Source organism: Marinicella litoralis, from assembly GCF_002591915.1.
Lineage (GTDB): Bacteria > Pseudomonadota > Gammaproteobacteria > Xanthomonadales > Marinicellaceae > Marinicella > Marinicella litoralis.
The window spans coordinates 554,018-569,078 of sequence record NZ_NIHB01000002.1 but is presented as its reverse complement, the minus strand read 5'-3'; the positions used below and the strand labels follow the sequence as shown (position 1 = coordinate 569,078).

General features: G+C 43.2%; 17 protein-coding genes. 3 read left to right on the top strand and 14 right to left on the bottom strand.

Translation table 11 applies throughout. The features are described from left to right. Positions 1–240 precede the first annotated feature (240 nt). The gene (locus CCS90_RS08960) at positions 241–1,014 is read left to right on the top strand and encodes a sulfite exporter TauE/SafE family protein (RefSeq protein WP_099019197.1); all 774 of its coding nucleotides are present in this window, start codon (positions 241–243) and stop codon (positions 1,012–1,014) included. 46 nt (positions 1,015–1,060) lie between these two features. Here the strand turns inward: CCS90_RS08960 and CCS90_RS08955 are convergent, their stop codons facing one another. The 3 genes from CCS90_RS08955 to CCS90_RS08945 all read right to left on the bottom strand — a co-directional run bounded on the left by CCS90_RS08955 (position 1,061) and on the right by CCS90_RS08945 (position 3,505). Beyond that, the gene (locus CCS90_RS08955) at positions 1,061–1,513 is read right to left on the bottom strand and encodes a nuclear transport factor 2 family protein (RefSeq protein ID WP_133566460.1); all 453 of its coding nucleotides are present in this window, start codon (positions 1,511–1,513) and stop codon (positions 1,061–1,063) included. Between the two features lie 79 nt (positions 1,514–1,592). Next, complete coding sequence (locus CCS90_RS08950) at positions 1,593–2,405, bottom strand: crotonase/enoyl-CoA hydratase family protein (RefSeq protein ID WP_099019195.1); 813 nt, start codon at positions 2,403–2,405, stop codon at positions 1,593–1,595. Positions 2,406–2,620: 215 nt separating this feature from the next. Next, positions 2,621–3,505 carry a 1-acyl-sn-glycerol-3-phosphate acyltransferase gene (locus CCS90_RS08945; RefSeq protein WP_099019194.1) on the bottom strand — a complete coding sequence of 295 codons (885 nt, stop codon included), beginning with the start codon at positions 3,503–3,505 and terminating at the stop codon, positions 2,621–2,623. Positions 3,506–3,692: 187 nt separating this feature from the next. Here CCS90_RS08945 and CCS90_RS08940 point away from each other — a divergent pair, with 187 nt between their 5' ends. Beyond that, positions 3,693–4,394 carry a DNA alkylation repair protein gene (locus CCS90_RS08940; RefSeq protein ID WP_099019193.1) on the top strand — a complete coding sequence of 234 codons (702 nt, stop codon included), beginning with the start codon at positions 3,693–3,695 and terminating at the stop codon, positions 4,392–4,394. 76 nt (positions 4,395–4,470) lie between these two features. Here the strand turns inward: CCS90_RS08940 and CCS90_RS08935 are convergent, their stop codons facing one another. The 9 genes from CCS90_RS08935 to CCS90_RS08895 all read right to left on the bottom strand — a co-directional run bounded on the left by CCS90_RS08935 (position 4,471) and on the right by CCS90_RS08895 (position 11,479). Next, positions 4,471–5,142 carry a 4'-phosphopantetheinyl transferase superfamily protein gene (locus tag CCS90_RS08935; RefSeq protein WP_099019192.1) on the bottom strand — a complete coding sequence of 224 codons (672 nt, stop codon included), beginning with the start codon at positions 5,140–5,142 and terminating at the stop codon, positions 4,471–4,473. A gap of 3 nt (positions 5,143–5,145) precedes the next feature. Beyond that, positions 5,146–5,883, bottom strand: a complete 738-nt coding sequence (locus CCS90_RS08930) for a lysophospholipid acyltransferase family protein (protein ID WP_099019191.1) — start codon at positions 5,881–5,883, stop codon at positions 5,146–5,148. A gap of 72 nt (positions 5,884–5,955) precedes the next feature. Continuing rightward, complete coding sequence (locus CCS90_RS08925) at positions 5,956–6,195, bottom strand: acyl carrier protein (protein WP_211336994.1); 240 nt, start codon at positions 6,193–6,195, stop codon at positions 5,956–5,958. Between the two features lie 18 nt (positions 6,196–6,213). Continuing rightward, on the bottom strand, positions 6,214–7,494 hold the full coding sequence (locus CCS90_RS08920; protein ID WP_099019189.1) for a beta-ketoacyl-[acyl-carrier-protein] synthase family protein: 1,281 nt from the start codon (positions 7,492–7,494) through the stop codon (positions 6,214–6,216). Next, positions 7,491–7,955, bottom strand: a complete 465-nt coding sequence (locus CCS90_RS08915) for a 3-hydroxyacyl-ACP dehydratase FabZ family protein (protein WP_099019188.1) — start codon at positions 7,953–7,955, stop codon at positions 7,491–7,493. Before CCS90_RS08915 ends, CCS90_RS08920 begins: the two co-directional genes overlap by 4 nt. Beyond that, positions 7,952–8,545 carry a bifunctional 3-hydroxydecanoyl-ACP dehydratase/trans-2-decenoyl-ACP isomerase gene (fabA, locus tag CCS90_RS08910; protein WP_099019187.1) on the bottom strand — a complete coding sequence of 198 codons (594 nt, stop codon included), beginning with the start codon at positions 8,543–8,545 and terminating at the stop codon, positions 7,952–7,954. The genes CCS90_RS08915 and fabA overlap by 4 nt, the downstream gene beginning before the upstream one ends. Then, a complete protein-coding gene (locus CCS90_RS08905) occupies positions 8,535–9,551 on the bottom strand; it encodes a 3-oxoacyl-ACP synthase III family protein (RefSeq protein WP_099019186.1) in 1,017 nt (338 codons plus the stop codon). Before CCS90_RS08905 ends, fabA begins: the two co-directional genes overlap by 11 nt. A gap of 13 nt (positions 9,552–9,564) precedes the next feature. After that, complete coding sequence (locus CCS90_RS08900) at positions 9,565–10,497, bottom strand: SDR family oxidoreductase (protein WP_099019460.1); 933 nt, start codon at positions 10,495–10,497, stop codon at positions 9,565–9,567. Positions 10,498–10,543: 46 nt separating this feature from the next. Further along, positions 10,544–11,479 carry an ACP S-malonyltransferase gene (locus tag CCS90_RS08895; protein ID WP_099019185.1) on the bottom strand — a complete coding sequence of 312 codons (936 nt, stop codon included), beginning with the start codon at positions 11,477–11,479 and terminating at the stop codon, positions 10,544–10,546. Between the two features lie 647 nt (positions 11,480–12,126). Here CCS90_RS08895 and CCS90_RS08890 point away from each other — a divergent pair. Beyond that, entirely contained in the window at positions 12,127–12,534 is a 408-nt protein-coding gene (locus CCS90_RS08890; RefSeq protein WP_099019184.1) for a hypothetical protein, read from the top strand. A gap of 34 nt (positions 12,535–12,568) precedes the next feature. Here the strand turns inward: CCS90_RS08890 and CCS90_RS08885 are convergent, their stop codons facing one another. Next, positions 12,569–13,816 carry a saccharopine dehydrogenase family protein gene (locus CCS90_RS08885; RefSeq protein WP_099019183.1) on the bottom strand — a complete coding sequence of 416 codons (1,248 nt, stop codon included), beginning with the start codon at positions 13,814–13,816 and terminating at the stop codon, positions 12,569–12,571. A gap of 62 nt (positions 13,817–13,878) precedes the next feature. Then, complete coding sequence (locus tag CCS90_RS08880; RefSeq protein WP_099019182.1) at positions 13,879–14,934, bottom strand: hemolysin family protein; 1,056 nt, start codon at positions 14,932–14,934, stop codon at positions 13,879–13,881. Between the last annotated feature and the right edge of the window lie 127 nt (positions 14,935–15,061).

Below are 15,061 nucleotides of genomic sequence, written 5' to 3'. Positions count from 1 at the left end.
GGATGTCTCTGTGTTAATCTTTGAAAACGCGTATTATACCTAAACCATAGCAGGGTAAAAGGCAATCGGCTGATAAAGCGAAAAAAATCAGACCAAAGCATAAAATAATCATCTAAAAATGAAATTAGGCCATGACAGGCATAGAACACCGCTTAACTCACTTCCATGGTTTTGTGGTTTCATGAAATTGAAATGTCTTTACAATATAATCTGGATACATCACGTGAATAGAGGAAATTAATGGAAATTATTTTGGTTTCAACCGTTGCTTTGATGGCTTCTTGTTTGACCCTGTTCTCTGGCTTTGGTTTGGGCACATTGTTGATGCCAGTCGTTGCCTTGTTTTTTCCAATTGAAGTGGCCATTGGGGTTACTGCGATTGTTCATTTGTCCAACAATTTATTCAAAGTGGCCCTGCTAGGACGACATGCACACAAAACTGTTCTGTTGAAGTTTGGTTTGACCGCTGTGATGGCCGCTTTTTTGGGTGCTTGGCTGTTGGGCTGGTTGGCCGAGCAGGGCCAAGTGATCACTTATCAATGTTTGGGTCATGATTTTGAAACCACTGGCCTGAAATTGATTGTTGGTGGATTGATCCTGTTGTTTGTTATGTTAGAATTTTCTAAAAAATTCAACACCTGGGCCTTAGACCCGAAATATTTGCCACTGGGTGGCTTGGTCAGTGGTTTTTTTGGTGGATTGTCAGGTCATCAAGGGGCATTTCGCAGTCTGTTCTTGTTAAAGGCTGGGCTGACCAAGGAACAGTTTGTGGCAACCGGGGTGATGGTGGCCGTGATGGTGGATGTGTCGCGTTTATTGGTATACGGTCAAGACATGGTTGCCAATCACCAGCTGGTTGATTGGCCACTGGTTATTGCAGCCACCTTGTCTGCCTTTGTTGGTGCCTATTTGGGTAAGAAATGGTTGCAAAAAGTCACCATAAACCTAATACATTTTTTAGTTTCATTGTTACTGGTTGTGGTGGCATTGGGCCTGATTACTGGGTTGATTTAACACCAAAGCTTTAATCCCATTGTTGCTGTAAAGTTTGTGATTGTGATTAATACCAATCCAAGTATCTTCTGATGTGTTTGATTTTATCATGCTCATTAAATTCAAGTACCCATAGGGTACGGCCTTTGAAGTTTTTAGTTTGGCCATTTTTTAGATAGACAGATTCTTCATTGAGCACCATCACAGCGGTGTCTGAACCAAGGATGACATCCGATAAATTGACTTTGAATGAACGTTTGTTGGCGACGTTTTTCAACATGTTTTTCATTGGTCCTTCTTTGCCTGACATGGTGACCCCGTAGGCCGCATGGAAATCGGTGACATCATCAGTCATGAAAGTAAAGTAATGTTTCAAGTCATCTTCAGTGGTTGTCGGTTGATTGGCCGCTGAAATGGCGGTAACGAAGGACTGAATCAGCTCTTGGCTGGGTGCAGCCAGTGCCAATGAAGCAGTGACTAACATCACAGTGCTTATAAAAATACGGTTGATGGTTGGCATATTATTTTTGTTTGGGTTTGTAGGTGTTTTGAGCCCAATCAAAGGCAAAGGTTCAAAAAGCATTTTATAGGCCAGATTATCACCACTTTTTTCGTGGCAAAAAATGTCTCTGTTTATCTTCATCATGGGTTTGGTTGTGGATTTTGATTTTGCTGTTTTTACCCAAAATGACACGCAATTGATACAGTGTTTCTCGCATCAAAGCAGTACCTCTCCCGCCAATCCAACTTTTGTTGTAAAGTTTTTTCACTGCAGCCACTGAATCGGGTGATTGTTGACAGATTTCTTCTGCCAGGGCTTGTGCCATTTTCATGGGATTTTCAGTGACGTGAGTGACTAAGCCGGCTTTTTGAGCTTCTTCGCCAGTGATTATTTTAGCAGTCATGGTCAATTCTTTGGCCACATCAATGCGACAATGGGTGCGCAAAGCCAGTAGGCCGCCCATATCAGGAATCATGCCCCAACGACCCTCCATGATCGACAATGAAGCATCAGGTGTAGCAATGCGTATATCACCACCCAAAGCAATGTGCAAACCACCACCCCAACATCGGCCATGGATCGCCATAATAACCGGTGCACTGACCTTTTGCCAATCAGCAGAAACCCTTTGTGCCATATTGGCACTCCAGGGATTTATTTTCTTCAGTAATTTTAACGGACCAGTGGGAGATATCATCATTGACTTCACATCCAGGCCTGAGCAAAAATTGTCCCCTTGGCCAGAGACAATGACCGCTCGAATGCCTCGGTTTTTTCTTAAGGCTTTGATGGTACTGACTATTGACTGAAACATCGCCATGTCCAAAGCATTCATTTTTTCGGGCCTGGCTAAACTGACATAAGCAATGCTGTGCTTAATTTTTACTTCAACTCTGTTTTCATTACTCATGGTTTAATTTTGTCAATAACAATTCATGACTTACTTTAACCAAAGTTGAAGGCAGAGTCCATTAACTCAGGCTACTCAAAAATGTTTCATGCTGTTAGATTTTTTACAAGAGGACAGTCTGTAAAGCCTTTTATGATCACCCATTCCTCTATTCAATGCCACAAAAAGGCAATTACACCAAGTCAATATTAAGTGTGTTTATCATTCACTATAATTCAAACGAGGGAATTTTCATCCAATGCGGGGAACAAATGTAATAAACAACCTCTACCAGCAAAGGTCAGCTGATAGTGGATTTGGTCACTGTCAGCTGGTTTCTTTTCAAGCACGCCTTTATCGACCAAGAAATCCAACATGGCTATTGATAATTTTTGCGCTTTTAATTTAGCGGCAATTTCTAATTGTGTGGCCACGCCTTTGGCAGAATAGACTGCTTTCAATACCTTGGCTTCAAGATCAGATAATTCAGGTACAGGACCGGTATATTCAGGATACTGTAGGTCTGGGTATTTGCCCCGGACCTTTTTGTAGGATTCTTGGATTGAGCGAATGTCCCCATCTTTATCACCGGTTAAGTGGAAGGTGTGGAAGACGCCTGACTCTTTGTTCCTGAAGTCAACTTTGGCCAGAAAAATAGGTAAATCACAACCTTGGGCTAAATGATAAAATCCAGTTTTCCATTTGTTGACTTTGCCTCGTGTACCCTCTGGAGTAAACAGAAAGAACACACGGCGATTTTTATGCTTATCGACAAAGCGTCTGATCTTATCAATCTGTCCCTGAGCACCCGCCTTTCGAGTAATCGGTATGGCTCCCATCCACATCATCAAGCGTCCAATCAATGGAATTCGGCACCAGCTTTCTTTGATTGAAAAATAGATTTTAATGTCCAGTAGGATGGCTGCACCCATGGCATAAATCACATCCCAGTTAGAAGTATGCGGTGCAGCAATGGTGATGCCAGCACCTTCATGATCTGCTTTAATCGCTTGCCAACCCGTCAACTTAAACCAGATTTTAAAAATAAGTTTCAGAATATATTTCACAATGAAACCATCAAAAATGGTTTTGTCACGTATTTCCAATGCCTTTTTACTCATTAATAAACCTGTTATTTCTGTGATTTGAATCGACGCACATTATAGCAGTAAGTGCCTACCTGAGAATGTGAATTTGCGTGTCAGAATTTTTGTTTTCGTTTCTAAAATAGGTGATTTAGGTGCATTGAATCGAAATATCAACTCAGTTGGTATATGCTAATAAGTTATTTTTTGTTGGGGCAAATCAGTGAATAAGTCAGAAGTGTTCAATCTATTACAGGCACAAAAAAACGAACGTGGAATCAACAATTGGATTGAAATGGAGGCTGATTGTGCTTACAAAAGCTTTGGCATTGGATTGACAGTCTTGCGCAAACTGGCTAAACAGGTAGGTAAGGATCATGCACTGGCCCTGCAATTATGGGACAGTGATTATTACGACATGAAGGTGATTGGAATTTTGATCGATGATCCAAAATTGATTACCAGAGAACAAATAGAGGCACAGGTAGAAGACATTGATTTTGGCTTGATGGCACATGTATTTTCCGCCTGTGGCGCGCCGGTGGCGAAGACGGCATTTATTGATGAAGTGGCGGATGCTTGGGTGAACAATGAAGATTCAGTCAGAAGGCGTTGTGCCTATGGGTTCGTTTATGAGCTGTCTAAATCAAAAAAGAAATGTTCACCAGAGGATGATTATTTTCTTAAATACATAAAGCACATTGCGCACACGTTTTCTGAGGAAGATAAATCGGTACACCTATCGATGGGTGGGGCGCTGTTGGGCATCGGCAAAAGGAATTTGAAGTTGAACCAAGCAGCCATCAAGGTGGCCAAAACCATCGGCCCCATTCCAGTTGAATCTGGGAAAACCCAATGTGATCCTATGGATATCACCAAGCATTTGAGCAGTGATTATTTGGTTAAAAAACTGGCTGAGGCATAATTCGGGATTAACTGTTTATTATTAAAGCCTCAGTGGGTTGATGCTGACATGTGTAGCTTTGTTTTGCCTTATGGATTCATTTGATGAGCAGCACTGCAGCGAGCCAATCGTTGTCATGAGAAAGGCTGATTTCGTGGGGCAGGGTTGTTTGCTGGTCACTGACTAAAATGGGTGGGCCTGGTTTGCTGTAATCTTTGATTGTTATGGGAGGGCGCTGGATGCTGGCAGTGATTGCATTGGATTCAAGCAGCTTGGTTGCTAATTTTCTGACAGCCAGCGATTGGTTTTTATAATTAGACGGTTGATTCATCTTTGAAATTTCCACCTGTACATCAGCCAATGATTTAGGGTCTGTGCCTTGCAAGGCGGTGGCGTGGACGGCAGTGTATTTCATTGTTGGGCTGTGTTCACTGTGTTCTGCATACCATGTCAGTTTGAGTTGCAATTCGGTTGACTGGTGTTTGAGGGTGCCGAAGAAGGCAGTTTGTGGATGATGTTCAGTCAGTTTTTTTAAACTGGAATCGTTGAGTTCTAATTGACTGGGTGAGAACAACAACAGGTGATTGAGTTTTTGACAGGCTTTATAGCTGGCTTCTTTGATCGACCAGAGGCTCCATAAAAACAGGTTTTTATCGTGTGCCAGCTGGAGTTGTTGTTGTTCCTTGAGAGTCAGAATTCGTTTGATGAACCTGTGATTTAAATGTTTTTCGCAGTCAAGGGTTAAATCGACCACGTCATTACCTAACATCGCTTATTGAACTGCTTGGTATTGGGCTTCCATTGCCACCAATGAATCAATCATCTGAGTGGCGACATCCCTCATCGCTCTGCGACCATGTTGTTCGGTTTCAGCGGTGATGAGCTTCAATGTAACAGTGAATTGTTCAGCCTGTTTTGGCATTTTGCTGGCTGTTTGTTGAGCGTCTCCACGTAAATACACACAGAGTAATTGTTTTAAGCCACTGTCGATGTGTAGTTTCCCCACACCATAAATAAAATTTTCGGTATTGATGCGGCCAGTGTTGCTGCGAGTGCCTTCAGGAAACACCATAACGTATTGCCCCTTATTCAATAAATAGCTGGCTTTGTCCATGGTTAATTTGGAGGCCTTGGTATCAGGTTCAATCAATATACATTTGCCCAGGTAACAGATAGCGCGATAGAGTTTGCTTTCTTTGACATGGCTGGCTTTGGGTAGGTTCCAACACATGGTTCTGAAACTGCGCAGGTAAGACCATGGACTGCCAAAAGCCCAGATAAGTATCATTGAATCAATAAAGGTCAGGTGATTGGGGCAGACCAATAAGCCATCTGGGTTGTTTTGTTTGATTTGTTTGAATTGTTGACGCACTGCTTTCATGTCTTTGATTTGGTATTTCTTGAAAAATTTAAACCAAATGATGACCATTGAAAACAACAACGGAAAACAGACCAAAGCGACACTTTTTTGCATGGTCAATTGTATGCGGTGTTTAAGGGCAATATTCATCTGGTTAAATCACCCGCGCTTTCATACATCAATGTGACAAAAACGCTGAGTGAATCAACCATACAATGACTTTTATACTTTTGCATTGATGACTTTGACTGCGTCGCCCATGGTGCGGATGGCATCGGCTTCATCGTCACTGACTTCAATATCAAACTCATCTTCGAAATCAATCACGATGTCGACCAAACGCGCTGAGTTGACAGACAAGTCATCCAAAAAGCTGGTTTCTTCAGTGGCAGCTGCCAAGGCTTCTTGGTTTTTACAGTAAGGGGATACAATTGTTTTTACTTTTTCGAATATTTCACTCATTTTAATTCCTCGGTTAATTTAATTAAATTTTTTGAATACGACACACGCATTCACATCACCAAAGCCGAAACTGGCTTTGGCCAAAACCTGCGCATCAGATGCTTGGGTTTTTTGTACAATACTGTTGGCAAATGGCATCAAATCTGGGTGTATGTCTGCACAATTTAATGAGCCATGAACAAACCCTTTGTCGAGTTGTAACACCGCAGCCACACACTCTAATCCGCCTGCGGCGCCCAAAGCATGACCAATCATCGATTTGGTTGAGTTGATCAACGGTAAATCTTGTGGTTCACAATTAAGTGCTTGTTGCCAATTTTTCACTTCATATGGATCAGCCATGGTGGCGGTTAAATGACCATTGATTAAGTCGACCTCTGAACCATTGATGCCGGCACGTTTTAAGGCTGTTTGGATACAACGTTGCACGCCGACTGGATTGGGGAAGGTGGTGCTGCCACCGTTGCGTTGACCGCCGCAGTTGACGTCGACACCCAATACTTCGGCATAAATGTAAGCCCCTCTGGCTTCGGCACTGCTCAATGACTCCAACATCAGCATGCCAGCACCTGAACCAGGAACAAAACCACCAGCCGATGCACTCATTGGGCGTGAAGCTTGTTCTGGGTTGTCGTTGTAAGACCTGGACAGTACCCGCATGGCATCAAACCCTGCCCAGCTGTATATAGACGCACCTTCTGTACCGCCTACCAACACCCGTTTGCTGTGACCCATTTGGATGGTGTGGTAACCATTGGCGATGGCTTCTGTTCCAGTGGTACAGGCACTGGAATTGGTGGTGACTTGTCCGCCCAGTCCTAAGATGCCGCCGATATTGGCACTGCTGGAACTGGCCATGACTTGTTCAACCATGGTGGATCCCAGTCTTCTGACTTTTCCTGCATCGGTCAGAGGAACCAGTTTTTCACCAATGGTATCCAAACCACTGATGCCTGTTCCAATAATCGCGCCGGTGTCCCAATCCACTTCATCGCCACAACTGCCGGGTTCAGGTAATTTGGCATCTCGCCAACAATCAATAGCAGCCACTGCACCAAATACCATGGCTTCATTCATTGCCAACAGTGATTCTTCTGACAGGTATTGCAGTTTGATTTCTTCCATGCCCTGTGGAATACCACCGACTTGACACGCAAATTTATGCTCGGCCAAATGCGGTTGGTGTCTGATTCCTGAAACACCGTTCCTTAAAGCTTGTTCATAAGCTGCCAAGCCGTGACCATTGGGTGCGACGACACCCATACCAGTGATTACGACCCTTTCTTTTTGTTCATTCATTGTTTCGGTACTCCCATGCCAGAAATAACACAACTGGATACCAACTCCCCTGCGGCATTGTGCATTTGGACACTGGCTTTTAATTTCATTCTTCGCCAAAACACTTTTTTGGCGGTTATGGTGACTTTCTCACCTGGAAAAACTGGTTTGCTGAATTCAACTTCGGCATCACTGAATAAAGTCAACCATTGGTCTAACTCCTCACGTTTGACTTGCAAGGACAGTAAATACAGCCCATACGCCACCACCCCAGTTTGGGCCATGGTTTCAAGTAAAATAACACCTGGTGTCACTGGTTTTCCTGGAAAATGGCCCGCGTAAAAACTTTCATCTTCTTTGAAAGTATAGCTACCCACAATTTCATCTTCCTGCAATGAAATGATTTCATCGATGAAGCGAAATGGGGCTTGTTGTGGCACCAAATCCAAAATTTCTGTAAAGCTCAGTGGTTGTTGACTCATCCTAAGGTCCCTCCGACAGCCTGTTTACTTTCATGCGGATAATTGGTGTATTGAATGTCTTTGAAAATACCTGCTTTGGCGTCTTTGATGCTGTAAATTTCCTCATCATCAACAAACACTTTGGCCGAACCAATGGCTATAGAAGCGTCTTGAGCGGCCATGTGTGAGTAGCGTTTGATATCAATCTCATAGCGAACCACTTTGTTGTGTGGTCGAATTTGGCCAAAAAACTCAATTTCACCTGCACCCAAAGCCCGGCCGGCACCTTTGCCACCACGTATGATGGCGTAAAAACCAATCAACTGCCAAACAGCATCAACGCCCAAACAACCTGGTTGTACAGGGTCTTTGCGAAAGTGGCACTGAAAGAACCAGTCATCCAATGAGATGTCTTGTTCGGCAACTATGCGACCTCGTTTGCCTTTGTGAGAAATTTCGGTGATTCGATCAAACATCAACATGGGCGGAGACGGCAATAAACCACAGCCTTCAATCGGTGGGTCTGCCACCAAATCTCCCCATGAATAGGCCAGTAATTCTTGTTTGCTGAATTCAGTTCTGGCTAAAAAATCTTGGTACTTAAGCTGCATGGTTTGCTCCGCTGCTGGTTTGGTTGGTCTCATCGACCGAAATTTGCATGCCACCCCAAGTCAGGCCTGCGCCCACCACCACCAAGGTAATGTGATCGCCTGCTTTGAACTGATCCCAGTTTTGTGACAACACGCTGGGTGCGCCGGCTGCGCCGCAGTTGCCATATTGGTCCACATTAAAAAGGTGTTTTTCGTCGGCAATTTTTAATTTTTTGCAAACTGATTTCAGCATGGTTAAATTGGCTTGGTGGCTGATGAAATAATGTTGGTTCAATGGCAGCGCTGACTGCTCAGCCAATAATTTGAAAGTTTCAATGGTTTTTTTGATGGCGAATTTTTGTACCGATAAGCCTTCTTGAAAGAAGTGATGGCCGGTTTTGGTTTGTACTTTCTCCCACGCTTCAGGGTTTGAAGTCATGGTGGTGTGTTTTATCTTCATGGCTGCAACGTGCTTCTTGGAAACCACCACAGCAGCGGCCCCATCACCAATCAACACGGCCGTACGGCGGTCGCTGTAGTCTGTGGTGGTGGTCCAACTTTCTGGGATCACACAAACCACATAGTCGGGTACCGCTGCTGCTTGCATGTTGTTTAAAAAGTGCATGTGTGCGGCAAAGCTTGAACAGGCCGATGAAATGTCCACTGCAAATGCATCGATTTCACAAGCTTGGGCAATCACGCAGGCATTGGCCGGTAAGGAGTAGGTGGGAGAGCATGAAGCGGCCAACACCATGCCAACTTCATCTTTGCTGATGCCAGCCCGTGCTAAGGCCATGGTGATCGCTTTGGCACCCATTTGTGCACTGTTAATTTGTACTTGTGACTCACCCACTGAACGGTTGTGGGTGGTTTTGATGTCATTAAGATTCATAACCGTATGGCGTTTTTGAATACCCACTCGCTCTATAATCCAATCATCGGTGGTACCGATGTCTAAGCTTTCAAGAAAAGCATTGTCAATGACATTGGATGGGTGGTAGTGACCTGCACCATGTATATATAGCATCAGTTATCTCGCCTTAGAATGAAGCAATTTGTTCGCCGCCATCAGCCCTGATCAGTGCGCCATTGATCCACTGGGCCTCGTCTCGGGATAACAGTGACACCACGTCGGCCACATCCTCAGGTGTGGTTAATCGTTTGAATGGATTTTTCAACTTGGCCACAGACTTCATGCGACCACTGCCTGGTATGGCTTGTAAAGCTTTGGTGTCTGTGACACCAGCTTGTATGATGTTGGATCGAATGCCTTGGGGTGCAAACTCAACTGCAATTGATCGCGATACCGATTCCAGTGCCACTTTGGCCGCTGAAACGGCTGCATAACCACGCCATGCCACCGTATTGCCTTCACTGGTTAAGCCCAAAACCCGAGCATCCTCAGCAAACATTTGGGCCATCGACAGTTTTTGGGTCCAAGTCAATAAACTGGTTCCCATGCTATAAATGGTACGAGCCATGTCTTCGTCTTCAATCAGGTTGTCACTGTATTGTGGTGATTCTAAAGGAAACAATTCATCGGTGCTTTCTGCCAGCAAATCAGCCACGGCAAGGTTCAGCGCAGCTTCATCGATGTTCAGCTTTTTAGCCAATTCCACAACCCCTTGATTGCGTTCTTTGATGACGGGTGCGATGGGTTTCAAGTTACCAAATGCAATGGAGTGCAACAGCACGCGGACTTGACCAGATTGCCCCATTTTGGACTTCAATTCGGTCAATACTAGGTCCATGCCATTTTCGCTTAATGCATCAACATTGAAGCTGAGGAACTGAGTTCCATTGGATTTAACGACTTCAAATTCTTGGTTGATTTTGTCCATCGCGCCCCGCCTGTCACGGTGAACCACACATACATTCATCCCTTGTTGACTGAGTTTTTTTGCACTGGCTAAACCAAAACCACTTGATCCGCCCAGTATCAATGCCCAATGGTTTTTGTTGAATATATTCACTTGGAACTCCTTTGTATAAAATGACTTAAATAAACGAATGTTGATATCATGCGCTGAATGCTTTTGCTGCACTCTTGACATTGATCACTGATGTGATGTCTACCCCAATGGTTTTGAAGAATCCCCTGAGTGGGCGATTGGGCCCAAGTTCCAGAATTTGCATGGATTGTAAAAGTGCCATGTTGCTGCGCCATTTAACACTGCCACTGATTTGTTTGGCCAAAGCGGTTACCAACTGCTCTTTGTCAGCTGGATAAAAACCACCTAAAAAGTTGGATGCGACTTGAGGTAAGTTCGTCACATTCATATCCGCTTTGAATGGTTGTAGGTATTCCATATAGACTTGTTCGACAGACTGCATCCACCTTGAATGGAATGCAGAACTGACAGTCAGTGGTACGGCTCTGAAAGCCACGTCATTATAATGATGCGTTAAGGCCGTAATGGCATTGGTCATGTCTGATTCCAAACCACTGAGAACCACCTGTTGTTGTGAGTTGTCATTGGCCACATCCACCTGATGTTGATTGGCAATGCGAGTGACTTCTGCATAGGGTATTTCATCCATGATAATGGCAGTCATGGTGCCGTCTGATGCGGCTTGGTTCATCAGTTCACCGCGCTTGGTGACCATTTGAAGTGCGGTTTCAAAAGAAATAACACCGGCTGCAGTCAAGGCTGAATACTCTCCAAGAGAATGACCAGCGTAAGCTTTGGGGTTGAGTCCATATTCACTTTTTAAAGATTCATACATGGCCATTTCTGCCACCAAAATAGCAGGCTGGGTGTAATTGGTCTGGTTCAACATGTCGGCGTTTTCATGACACACTTCATAAATATCAAATGGGAGCACTTCGTTCGCAGTTTCAAACACTTTGGCAGCCACTGGGTATTGTTCGATAAAGTCTTTGGCCATGCCCAACTTTTGTGCGCCTTGTCCAGGGAATACCACTGCGTTGAACTTAGATTTTGTCTCGCTCATAAAAATATAATTCCTGATTGTTAGATCTTTTGTTTGTTTGCAAAGACCGTTGTTTGTATTTATCTTGAAGTCAAAACCAACTGATTAACATTTAAGGTAATCAATGCTGTGTTAAAACACTTGGGGATTATCATGAATTCCACATGAATTAGCAACTTATTATTCAAATAATAGTACAAGTGTACGCTGAAAAATGAAAATTTAACAAGGATGTTAAATATACATAACAAGTAAGTAATTTGCGATTTAATCAAACAAACGTTTGAAATATCATCACTTTTAGTGATTTAAAACCTATAATTTGAGTAATTAAGCTATTTAAAAAAAATGGAACACAGTTATTCAAATTGTATTTGATTGTTTTAAGAGAACAAATGTACGCCAAAAATCTGAAATCAGGTAAGTTACTAAATGAGACTTTCTAGAGAATATAATTAAAGCCTCTAAGGATTATGCGACTGGGTGTAGTTAAGTTAAATGGTAGTTATTTCATGTTATATTTCGGCATTAACACCCCGATGCAAAATAATACAATGATGAATGGTATAGGTATGACAAGTCCATCACCATGGTGAATTGCTTTATGTGCTAATATCCCTCAAGCAAAATCGTGCAATTTAAACATATTAAATAGTAAGGAGTGGGTTATGGGAAGTCTGATTAAGTCAGTGGTCATATTGGCCATCATTGGCGCGTTGGTTAACCATTTCGTGTTGGGTGAAAAAAGTCACCGTAATCAATTGGTGGAGTATGCTGTCAGAGAAATCAATAACATGTCAGGTCAGATGATCGACAATGAAACGTTACTTAAAGGCGCCTATGAGTCAAGTCGTGGTCTGGTTATCAATTATCAATTGATCGATTTTCAGCAAATTTCGTTTGATCGGAAGGCAATGAACGAGCGACTGCTTGAAAACCTAAAGCGAAAAAATTGTGGAAAACGTGAGATACAAGAAGTTTTGGAACTTGGTGTTGCCGTTAATTATGTTTATTTTAATGCCATCGACAAGAAATTTGCAGAGGTGGTTTTAGATGAAAACACCTGCAGAGGTTAATCACTGCTTATTTGTTTTTAGGTCTATTTAACTTTCAATCAACGGTTTTTGTGTGGCTGGTCTCGCTTACAGAAAATGTAAGCCCGGCATATTGATTTAAACGATCAATCAGCACATCACCCATCAGAGTCGCTGGTGTCCAGAAACCACCTGGAACGTCATCTGCGACATCAAATGCCATACAAACGGCAGCCTGGCTAATGATTTTTGCTGTAGAGCCGTAACCTGGATCCATGTCACCATAAACCTTGGTGATGATTTGTTCGTCCTGTTCAGTGGTGCCGACGAACCTGAAATCATAGAATCCTTTTGCTTGGTCTTCTTTACTGGGTCCTTCGCCAGGTTTAGGCAATACAAAGCGGGTCAATAAGGCCCTGATTGGGGCAATACTGATTCCTGTAAAGAAAGCATCCAAGCCCCAATAAATGCTGCGTGCTCTCAATTTGCCTTTGATGCCTTTACCCGTCATCATTCCTTCATTGTATTGAAAATCTTGGCCATAGGCCTGGTTACTCAAGGCATTGGTGCGATGCACAATGCGGGTGTTGATGGAGGACATAAAAAATGGGCCGGTCCATTTTTGGAAAGTGGCATCAAATTCCAGTTTGATTTCTTTTTGTCTGGTTTTGAATCCATGGTCTTTAGGGCAAAGTGCATATGGATTAACCATGACCTTTTTAACCTGAGGATCCATTTTGATTTGTTTGGCAATATTCAAAGCGGTGGCTATGGTGCCTCCTGAGGCGGCACCGCGCATATTTTTAATGCGTAATTTCACTTGATTACAATGACTGCCAAACCGGCTTTTTGCTTCACCTTGTAAGAAATGAACGCCCAAGTCTGATGGGATAGAGTCAAAGCCGGTACAATGAACAATGCGGGCTCCAGATTGTTTGGCCGTCGATTCATATTTTTCCAGCATTTTACTGATCCAATGTGCTTCCCCAGTCAAGTCACAATAGTCGGTTCCTGTTTCAGCACAAGCTTGAATCAAAGTTTCGCCATATAAATCATAAGGCCCAACCGTAGAGACCACTACTTTGGCTTGTTGGCACATGTTTTTCAAAGCTTTCAAATCATTGGCGTCGGCCAGGATCAATGGCAAGTCATTGGCCGCTGCACCTAATTGACTTTTGAGTGCTTTTAGTTTTGATTCACTGCGCCCAGCCAATGCCCAAGATAAATCCTTTGCTGAGAATTGATGAACCATGTATTCACAGATGAGTTGGCCAACAAAACTGGTGGCTCCAAAGATGACGACGTCATGGATTTTATCTTGCATGGATTTCAGACTGTTTATGGGTCTTTAAGGTTAGCACATTCAGACACCAGTTAAGTAACAATTCAGGTGTCTTCATCAACCACCAAACCTTTGGCGATGGCCCTTTGTCGCCATTTTTTTCGCGCATGTTTCTGCATGTCTTGAACCTGATCCACTTCATCCATGATTTCTAAACCCAATAAGGTTTCCACCACATCTTCTAAAGTGACCAAACCGGCGGTGTGGCCATATTCATCGACCACCAATGCAATGTGTTGACGTTGGTTTAACAGCATTTCCAACAAAGTGGGCAAGCTGGTGGATTCAATGACTGTCAATAATTCACGTTGTAATTCGATCAGTGGTGCGTTTTCACCCTTGGCTTGAGCCATCAATATATCTGATTTGAGTACAAAAGAAGAAATGTCATCCATATCATCAGAATAGATGGGTATTCGAGAAAAAGTTGATTCAATCAAGGTTTCAAAGGCGGTTTCAACATCAATATGACCAGGAAAACAAACCATCACGGTTCGAGGCGTCATGATGTCTTTGGCATAGATCACATTAAAAGTGAATAAATTATCGATGATGCGCGATTCATGTTCCTCGATGTGGCCAGTACGGAGTCCTAATCCTGCCATGGCCACAAATTCATCACGTGAAAAATCATGGTGACTTTTCTTATTGGAAATTAAGCGGGTGACTTGTTCAGACAGCCAAATAATGGGGTACAAGATTTTAATCAGAAATTGAACCAAATAAGCGATCGGGCTGGCCAGGGATTTCCAGTAAACAGCGCCAATGGTTTTTGGAATGATTTCCGAGAAGAAAAGTATCAATACTGTGATTACCGCGGAAAACAGTCCAATCCATGCATCACCAAATACATGGGTGGCCTTGGCGCCGGCAACAATGGCACCAACCGTATGGGCAATGGTGTTTAAGGTCAATATGGCAGCCAGTGATCGGTCAATTTCCGCAAATCGCAAGCGTTTGATGCGTTGGGCTTTCTCGGGCTCGGTGGACTTCAGGTTTTCAATATAGGAAGGCGTGATACTCAGTAAAACAGCTTCGGCTATAGAGCACAAAAAAGAAAAAAACAGGGCGCCAAATACATACAGCAACAGTAAAATCATAAACAGTTCAAAGGTAGGTTAGGTTAATAGGTAGGGTCAAGCTGGGCATATAGCAATGGTATTCTAAACAAAATCAATGGATCAATCCAATGGATCAACCCATTATGATGTTGGTCTTTAAATGTTT